The sequence below is a fragment of the Macrococcus hajekii genome, from assembly GCF_004359505.1.
GTDB classification, from domain to species: Bacteria; Bacillota; Bacilli; order Staphylococcales; family Staphylococcaceae; genus Macrococcus; species Macrococcus hajekii.
This window is the reverse complement of record NZ_SCWE01000033.1, coordinates 1-402: the sequence shown is the minus strand read 5'-3', so window position 1 is coordinate 402 and position 402 is coordinate 1. Positions and strand designations below refer to the sequence as shown.

1 protein-coding gene is annotated in these 402 nt (G+C 53.2%); it reads right to left on the bottom strand.

Annotated features, from left to right (window positions below; genetic code table 11):
* The coding region (locus ERX37_RS11240; RefSeq protein ID WP_208001694.1) for a collagen-flanked surface repeat-containing protein at positions 1–402 on the bottom strand (402 nt) is incomplete at both ends.

Below are 402 nucleotides of genomic sequence, written 5' to 3'. Positions count from 1 at the left end.
CGTCAACACCATCTTTGATGACTGTTGTCGTTGTCGTGCCGTCTGGATTTGTGATCGTCACTGTGTGCGTGCCGTCGCCGTTGTCGACTACTGTCGCTGTCGGTGATTCGCCGTCCGCACCATCTTTGATCACTGTTGTTGTTGTCGTGCCATCCGGATTTGTGATTGTCACTGTATGCGTGCCGTCGCCGTTGTCGACTACTGTCGCCGTTGGTGATTCGCCATCTTTACCGTCTACTCCGTCAACACCATCTTTGATGACTGTTGTCGTTGTTGTGCCGTCTGGATTTGTGATCGTCACTGTGTGCGTGCCGTCGCCGTTGTCGACTACTGTCGCTGTCGGTGATTCGCCGTCCGCACCATCTTTAATCACTGTTGTTGTTGTCGTGCCATCTGGATTCG